The 6,563-nt window shown below is 62.3% G+C and carries 6 protein-coding genes; 2 read left to right on the top strand and 4 right to left on the bottom strand.

What is annotated here, in order from left to right:
- Positions 1-183: 183 nt before the first annotated feature.
- A complete protein-coding gene (locus PRZ03_RS19850; protein WP_263533515.1) occupies positions 184-951 on the bottom strand; it encodes an IclR family transcriptional regulator in 768 nt (255 codons plus the stop codon).
- 99 nt (positions 952-1,050) lie between these two features.
- On the opposite strand from PRZ03_RS19850, the gene PRZ03_RS19845 reads away from it, so the two are divergent.
- On the top strand, positions 1,051-2,202 hold the full coding sequence (locus tag PRZ03_RS19845) for a TIGR03790 family protein (RefSeq protein WP_273601933.1): 1,152 nt from the start codon (positions 1,051-1,053) through the stop codon (positions 2,200-2,202).
- Here the strand turns inward: PRZ03_RS19845 and hpnE are convergent.
- Genes hpnE through hpnC form a run of 3 tightly spaced genes read right to left on the bottom strand, consistent with a single transcriptional unit; the run spans position 2,199 to position 5,196 of the window.
- Positions 2,199-3,518, bottom strand: a complete 1,320-nt coding sequence (gene hpnE / locus PRZ03_RS19840) for a hydroxysqualene dehydroxylase HpnE (protein WP_273601932.1) — start codon at positions 3,516-3,518, stop codon at positions 2,199-2,201. The two genes, PRZ03_RS19845 and hpnE, sit on opposite strands and share 4 nt — an antisense overlap.
- Positions 3,482-4,330 carry a presqualene diphosphate synthase HpnD gene (gene hpnD / locus PRZ03_RS19835; protein ID WP_273601931.1) on the bottom strand — a complete coding sequence of 283 codons (849 nt, stop codon included), beginning with the start codon at positions 4,328-4,330 and terminating at the stop codon, positions 3,482-3,484. Before hpnD ends, hpnE begins: the two co-directional genes overlap by 37 nt.
- Entirely contained in the window at positions 4,327-5,196 is an 870-nt protein-coding gene (hpnC, locus tag PRZ03_RS19830; protein WP_273601930.1) for a squalene synthase HpnC, read from the bottom strand. Before hpnC ends, hpnD begins: the two co-directional genes overlap by 4 nt.
- 207 nt (positions 5,197-5,403) lie before the next feature.
- On the opposite strand from hpnC, the gene PRZ03_RS19825 reads away from it, so the two are divergent.
- Positions 5,404-6,549, top strand: coding sequence for an efflux RND transporter periplasmic adaptor subunit (locus tag PRZ03_RS19825; RefSeq protein ID WP_273601929.1), 1,146 nt, complete (start codon positions 5,404-5,406; stop codon positions 6,547-6,549).
- Positions 6,550-6,563: the final 14 nt, after the last annotated feature.

Below are 6,563 nucleotides of genomic sequence, written 5' to 3'. Positions count from 1 at the left end.
CCTGCTCCACCACGGCCAGCTTAAAAGCCATCGTGTAGTCGCGCTGTGTTCGCTTGACGCCTGTATCCATCACACATGCCCTTTCTTGAAGGCAAATGTGTCAACCTGGGTCAGGACGGGTCACTGAAGTGAAAAAAAGCGCTCATCGAGCGCTTTTTTTATGGGGGCAATTTCAGTCGTGCTTCAGCCTCGGTAGCCCAACGCCTGCGAGATTTGTGCGACTGTGTCCTTGAGCCTCTGCAACCAAGACTCCTCCAGTCGGTCGGCCGGCGCCGAAATCGACAGCCCAGCGATCAGCTTCGCCTGGTCGTCATAGATACCGGCCGCCATGCAGCGCACGCCCAATTCCAACTCTTCGTCGTCACGCGAAACACCGCGTTGGCGTATCAGCGCCAGTTCACGCTCCAGCGCCGTGATGTCGGTCAGGCTGTTGCGGGTGTGACCGGCCAGACCGGTACGGGTGGCATAAGCGCGCACCCGCTGCGATTCATCGCTGGCCAGGAAAAGCTTGCCGACCGAGGTGAGGTGCAAGGGAGCCCGCCCGCCCACCGCACGCACGACCTGCATGCCCGAGCGCTCGCTGTAGGTGCGTTCGATGTAGACGATCTCATCACCTTGGCGGACCGACAAATTGACCGGTTGCAGCGTGAATTTGTGCAGTTCGCGCATTGGTCCGAGGGCGGCGTCGCGCACATCCAAGCGTGCTTTGACCAGATTGCCCAGCTCCAACATGCGCATTCCTAGACGGTAACTGCCTGCCTCCGGGCGATCCACGAAGCGACCCAGGGTCAAGTCGTTCAGAATACGGTGCGCAGTCGAGGGGTGCAGGCCAGTGCTGGCGCTGATTTCCTTCAGGGAGACCGGATCTTGGTGGCTGGCGAGCACATCCAGCAGCGAAAACATGCGCTCCAAGACCTGAATCGCCGGCGTTTGATCCTCTTTGTTTTTCATGCCTTGATTGTGCTGGAGATTTTTTTGTTTTGCATTGCGAAAATTAGATTCACCGGTCGAAATGGTTTCCGCGCCGCAACAGCTTGGGCGAATATCGCAATGGCGCACTTGCTCTTGGGTGCGATTGTCTTGGCTGCGTTCATATTGGCAACGCCTGCGCGAGCACAAGAACCGACTGCGGCGGGGCCGGCTTCGGCAGTCGCTTCAGCTGCGGCGACCGCCGCCAGCGGCGCTCTAGCACCGCCGGCCCCGGTCTGGCTGCGAGTGCCGCGCTTGCAGGGGAGGCTGACGGCCGCCGAGTTGGGCTTGGTGATCAATACGGCCGACCCTTATTCGGTGGCGGTCGGGGAGTCCTATGCAAGCCAGCGGGGCATCCCGCAGGCCAATATTGCGCGCGTGGTCTTGCCGGTCAAAGCGAGCCTGAGCTTGGCTGAGTTCACGGCTTTGCAGGCGCAGGTGCAGGACAAGTTGGGGCCACAGGTGCAAGCCCTGGCCTTAGCCTGGAGTCTGCCTTATGCGGTCGAATGCAATTCCATCACCAGCGCCCTGGCCATGGGTTTCCAGCCCGAAATCTGCCGCAATACTTGTGGGCCGAGCAAACTCAGCCCGTACTTCTCCTATGTCGGCGCACGCCCCTTCACCGATTTGGGCCTGCGGCCGGCAATGATGTTGGCCTCGCGCAGCGTCGAAGACGCCAAGGCCTTGATCGCGCGCGGCGTGGAGGCCGATCAAAGCCTGCCGTCCTTCGCGAGCAGCAACGCCTTTTTTGTCAGCACGCCCGACGTCGCGCGCAATGTGAGGGCAGTCCAATTTCCTCCCGCGACGCGCTTGGCACCCTGGGGCGTGAACGTGCGGCGCGAGTCCAGCCAAGCGCTGCCTGCTATGCAGCGAACGTTGCTCTATACAACCGGCTTGGTGCGGGTGGAGGGTTTGGCCTCGGTGGACTGGTTACCTGGCGCATTGGCTGATCACCTGACCTCCTTTGGCGGCCGACTTGACAATGAATCGACGACTGGCCAAATGTCGGCCTTGGACTGGTTGCAGTCAGGGGCCACGGCCAGTTATGGCACGGTCAGTGAGCCCTGTAACCACCGACAAAAATTTCCACACCCCCAGCTGCTTTTGCTGTTCTATCTACAGGGTGTGACGGCGCTGGAAGCCTATTGGCACAGCGTGGCATGGCCGGGGCAGGGGGTGTTCGTGGGCGAACCACTGGCGGCGCCGTTTGCAGCTAAATTCGCAGCGCCTTAAACGACTGCAAGCATTTCGGCCGCATGCAAGCCTGATCGAACCGCGCCCTCCAAGGTGGCGGGATAAGGCCCGTCTACGTAATCGCCCGCCGCCCATAAGCCAGGCTTGATGCTGGCAGGCGGGCGCTGCAGGCCCGGTGTGCAAGCAAAGGTGGCGCGTTTTTCGGCCAGCACGCGATGGACTTGCGGCGGGCTACGCCAATTGAATTCGGCCAGGGCTTGCCGCAGCGCTGCCTCGCCGGTGGCGGTCAAGCCTTGCTCAACCCAGCTTGCCGCGCCGCTGATGACGAAGGCAAACAAGCCCGGGGCATGACCCAGTTGGCCCAGATCGAACGCAAACTGGGCCGGCGCTTCGGTGCTCTCTTGCAAAGCTACCATCGCGGCCGGCAGTTGGGAGCCGGGGCTGTGCAAATAGACGGTCACGATCGGTTGATAGCGCAGCGCGCCGGCCTGGCTTGACCATGCGGGGGCAATCTCGGCGCACAAACTGGCCGCTTGGGCGGAAGTGCAGGCCAGAATCACTTGCTCGAAATCCTCACCGTCGACGCTCCAGCCTGCTGTGCTGCTGGCAATGGCCTGCACTCTGGTGTTCAAGCGGATATTGACACCGCGCGCGCCAAGCCAAGCGGCCGCCGGCTCGGCCAGCAGGGCGCTCAAGGGGAGCTTGGGTAGCAGCAAGTCGGCGCTGCCCCGGCCGCTGAACAAGGCGTCGCGCAATACGCGCAAGAACACTTGGGCGCTGGCTTGGTCTGCAGGCGTGTTCAGCGCGGCCACGCAGAGCGGCTCGATCAGTTCTTGGCGCACGATGGCCGGCAGGCCGGCGCTCAACTCGGCCACGCTGAGCTGTGGCGCGCAAGTAAAGCCCCGCAATAACCAGCTGGTAGACCTGAGTAGCAAACTGATGCGCGCTGTGAAGGGCCAAGCGCGGTAGGTGAGGATGCCACGCATGAAGCTGATCAAGGGCGGCCCCGGCGGCAAGCGCAAACCCTCGTGGCGCGGATAGCGCAAGCGCAAAGGCTGGCGTAGAAAACTCTGCGACAGGTCGACGCCGACTGTTTCCAGAAGGTTCAGACTTGCTTGGTAGGCGCCGATCAGGATGTGCTGACCGTTGTCCAAGCGAGGACCTGCGTCGGTTTGCGCCAAGCTGCGCGCCCGCCCGCCCAAATGCTGAGCCATCTCAAACAAAGTAACGTGGTAGCCCAGCTGACTGGCTTTGACGGCGGCGGCGATGCCTGCCCAACCGCCGCCAATCACCGCGACCCGCTTGGCCGCACTTGGGTTCAACGCCCGGCCCAGTTGGTGCGCATCGCGATCCACAGCTTTCGCACCGGCGTCAGCGCGATGCGCTGCTCCAATACGCGGAAGTTCTCAGCCTCTATTTCGCGCAGCAGGGCGCGATAGATATTGGCCATCATCAGACCGGGCTTTTGCGCCCGGCGGTCGGCTTCGGGCAGCAAAGCAAACGCTTCGTCATAGAGCCGGTGGGCCCGTTCGGCCTGGAACTTCATCAAGGCGGTGAAGCGCTCGCTATAGCCCCAAGGGCTTTTGCGCAGCAGGATTTCATGCGCCTTGACGTCGAACTGCTGCAATTCGGAGATCGGCAGATAGATGCGACCGCGCCGGGCGTCGTCGCCGACGTCGCGGATGATGTTGGTCAGCTGCATCGCCAAGCCTAGCTTGTGAGCGTAGCCAATGCTGTCGGCGTGCGTGCGGCCAAAAATACCCGAGGCGACCTCGCCGACCACACCGGCCACCAAATGACAATAGCGCTGCAGACCGGGGTAGTCGAGGAAGCGGGTCTGCTCCAGATCCATCTGGCAGCCGTCGATGACCGCCGTCAGGTGCTCGAGGCGGATGTCGTAAGTGGCGCAGTGCGGCATCAAGGCCAACATGACCGGATGCTGGGGCTGGCCGGCGAAGGCGCTGCTGGCCTCCTTACGCCACCAGGCCAGCTTGACCGCAGCGACGCTGGGGTCACTGGTCTCGTCCACAACATCGTCCACCTCGCGGCAAAACGCGTAGAAGGCGGTGATGGCGGCGCGTTTGGGTGCCGGCAGAAACAAAAAGGCGTAATAGAAACTGGAGCCACTCTTGGCGGCCTTGTCCTGTACGTACTGCTCCGGGCTCACAAACTCTCCTCTCGCTGGGTATTCATTGTTGGTTCTGATCTTTGCTTCATAAGCAGCGCGCCCCACAACAGCGCCGGGGCATCCAAACGGGCCAGGGCAGGGCGGTGAATCAGACTGGCGTAGTCCATGGCCCGTATTTTTGCAAGGATGCGCAGGCCGCCTTGTACCACCAGGCGCAATTCCCAGCCGGCCCGGCCCGGAATTTGGAACACCAGCGGCGCTCCCTCCCGCATCAGTTGCTCGGCCCAGTCGCACAAGTCCTTGATCATCGCGCGGGCGGGGGTGCTGTCGCGGCAGGCCAGCAAGTCACTGCCGCTGAGGCCATGCCGCGCCAGATCGGTTTGCGGTGCATAGACGCGGCCGATAGGGCCGTCGCGGCTGAAGTCTTGCCAGAAGTTGATCAGCTGCAAGCTGCTGCAAATGGCGTCAGAGCGGCGCAAGGCAAGCGGTTCATGCACACCGTACAAGTGCAAAAGTAAGCGGCCGACCGGGTTGGCGGAGCGACTGCAATAGTCGAGTAGCTCCGCGCGGTCGCGGTATTCCTTTTTTTGCAGATCCTGTTCAAAAGCGCAGATCAGATCATTTAGCAATGCAACCGGTAGTTGGTATTGGTCCAGTACGGCGCGCAGCGGCGTGAAAACAGCCGTGGCCCAGCGGGCCGATGGGGCTTGGCCGGCCGCGACCGCCAATAAGTCCGCCCGGTAATGCTGCAGAGCGGCTTGGCGCTCAGCAGTGCTGGCTTCGCCCTCATCGGCCAAGTCGTCCGCGGTGCGTGCGAAGTGGTAGATGCCGGCAACGGCCGGCCTCAAGTGCTTGGGGCAAAGCCAAGAGGCAACGGGGAAGTTTTCGTAGTGTTCTATGCTCACCGGCCGGATTGTCGGCTCTTTGGGGCTAGCGCCAGGTCAAGTCGCCCAAATGCATTGGCCAAAGGGTGTGGGTTTGACAGCCCGCGAGGGCTTGAATACATTACTGACTAATCGGTCAGTAATTTGCGAAGGCAGCGCTTGATGGTGTGAGCGGGTTCCGTATTGCTGTCAGTGCTCTGTCATTGGAATTGATATTCAGGATCCCTCATGTCTCAAAGCCTTTTTCGAACCGCGCTCTTTTGGCCCTTGTTCGCCTCGCTGGGTGTTTTGTCCGGCTGTGGAAGACAAGAGGCGCCGCCGGAGCCGGTCCGCTCGGTGCGCACGCTTGTCTTGAGCGCCGATTCCGCTGGGCAAAGCCATGAATACGCGGGTGAAATCAGGGCTAGAACGGAGTCCCGCCTGTCTTTCCGTGTGGGCGGCAAGATTTTGACGCGCAAGGTCAACCTGGGTGATGCGGTGCGGCCGGGCCAGGTGCTGGCGCAGTTGGATCCACAGGATTTGATGTTGGCGCAAGAAGCGGCAAAAGCCGGCCTCCAGGCCGCGCGGGCAAATCGCGATCAACTGGATTCAGATTTCAAGCGCTTTGTCGAATTGCGCGAGCAAGGATTCATCAGCGCGGCCGAGCTGGAGCGACGCGACACCGCCTTCAAAGCCGCGCAAGCTGCCCTGGAGCAAAGCCGGGCTCAGGCCAGCGCCCAAGGCAATCAGTCCACTTATGCGCAGCTGCAGTCGGATGTGGCCGGCGTAGTGACCGCAGTGGAGGCGGAACCCGGCATGGTGGTTTCCGCCGGCATGCCCATCGTGCGCGTTGCCAATGATGGGCCGCGTGATGTGGTGTTCTCGGTGCCTGAGGATCAGTTGGGCCGCCTGCAAGCGCATGCGGCCAAACCGGGTGGGCTGACTGTCCGGCTGTGGGGTGGCGCCGGGGGCCAAGCGGGCTTGCCGGCCAAATTGCGCGAGGTGGCGGCCTCGGCAGATCCTGTCACGCGAACCTTCTTGGCCAAGGCCGAAGTGGCCGGTCTTGAGGCCAAGCTGGGCCAAACCGCTACGGTCAGGCTGGAGGCGCCGCGTCAGACTCAGGTCATCAAGCTGCCGCTGGCCGCTGTTTTGCAGCAGCAAGGGCAGTCCTCGGTCTGGGTCTTGGATCCCGCGCAGATGACGCTGAAGGCGCAGCCGGTTCAGATTGCCGGCGCCGATGGCAATGAAGTGGTGATTGCTGCGGGCCTAAGCCCCGGGCAAGAGGTGGTGGTGGCGGGCGTGCATGTGCTGAAGGCGGGCCAAAAAGTGCAGCGTTACCAAGCCAATGCGGCCACGGTAGCCGCGCCTGCGGCCGCTTCCGCCGCTTCGCGCTGAGCTTGGAGCCCCAC

Source organism: Roseateles albus (assembly GCF_028595345.1).
Lineage (GTDB): Bacteria > Pseudomonadota > Gammaproteobacteria > Burkholderiales > Burkholderiaceae_C > Paucibacter_A > Paucibacter_A albus.
Note: the sequence above shows the minus strand (reverse complement) of the source record. Positions and strands in the feature narration are given on the sequence as shown.

Bases quoted from the DNA above. Each gene is read 5' to 3' on its own strand.
- PRZ03_RS19825 (WP_273601929.1), top strand. From the start codon at position 5,404: ATGTCTCAAAGCCTTTTTCGAACCGCGCTCTTTTGGCCCTTGTTCGCC.
- PRZ03_RS19850 (WP_263533515.1), bottom strand. From the start codon at position 951: ATGAAAAACAAAGAGGATCAAACGCCGGCGATTCAGGTCTTGGAGCGC.
- PRZ03_RS19845 (WP_273601933.1), top strand. From the start codon at position 1,051: ATGGCGCACTTGCTCTTGGGTGCGATTGTCTTGGCTGCGTTCATATTG.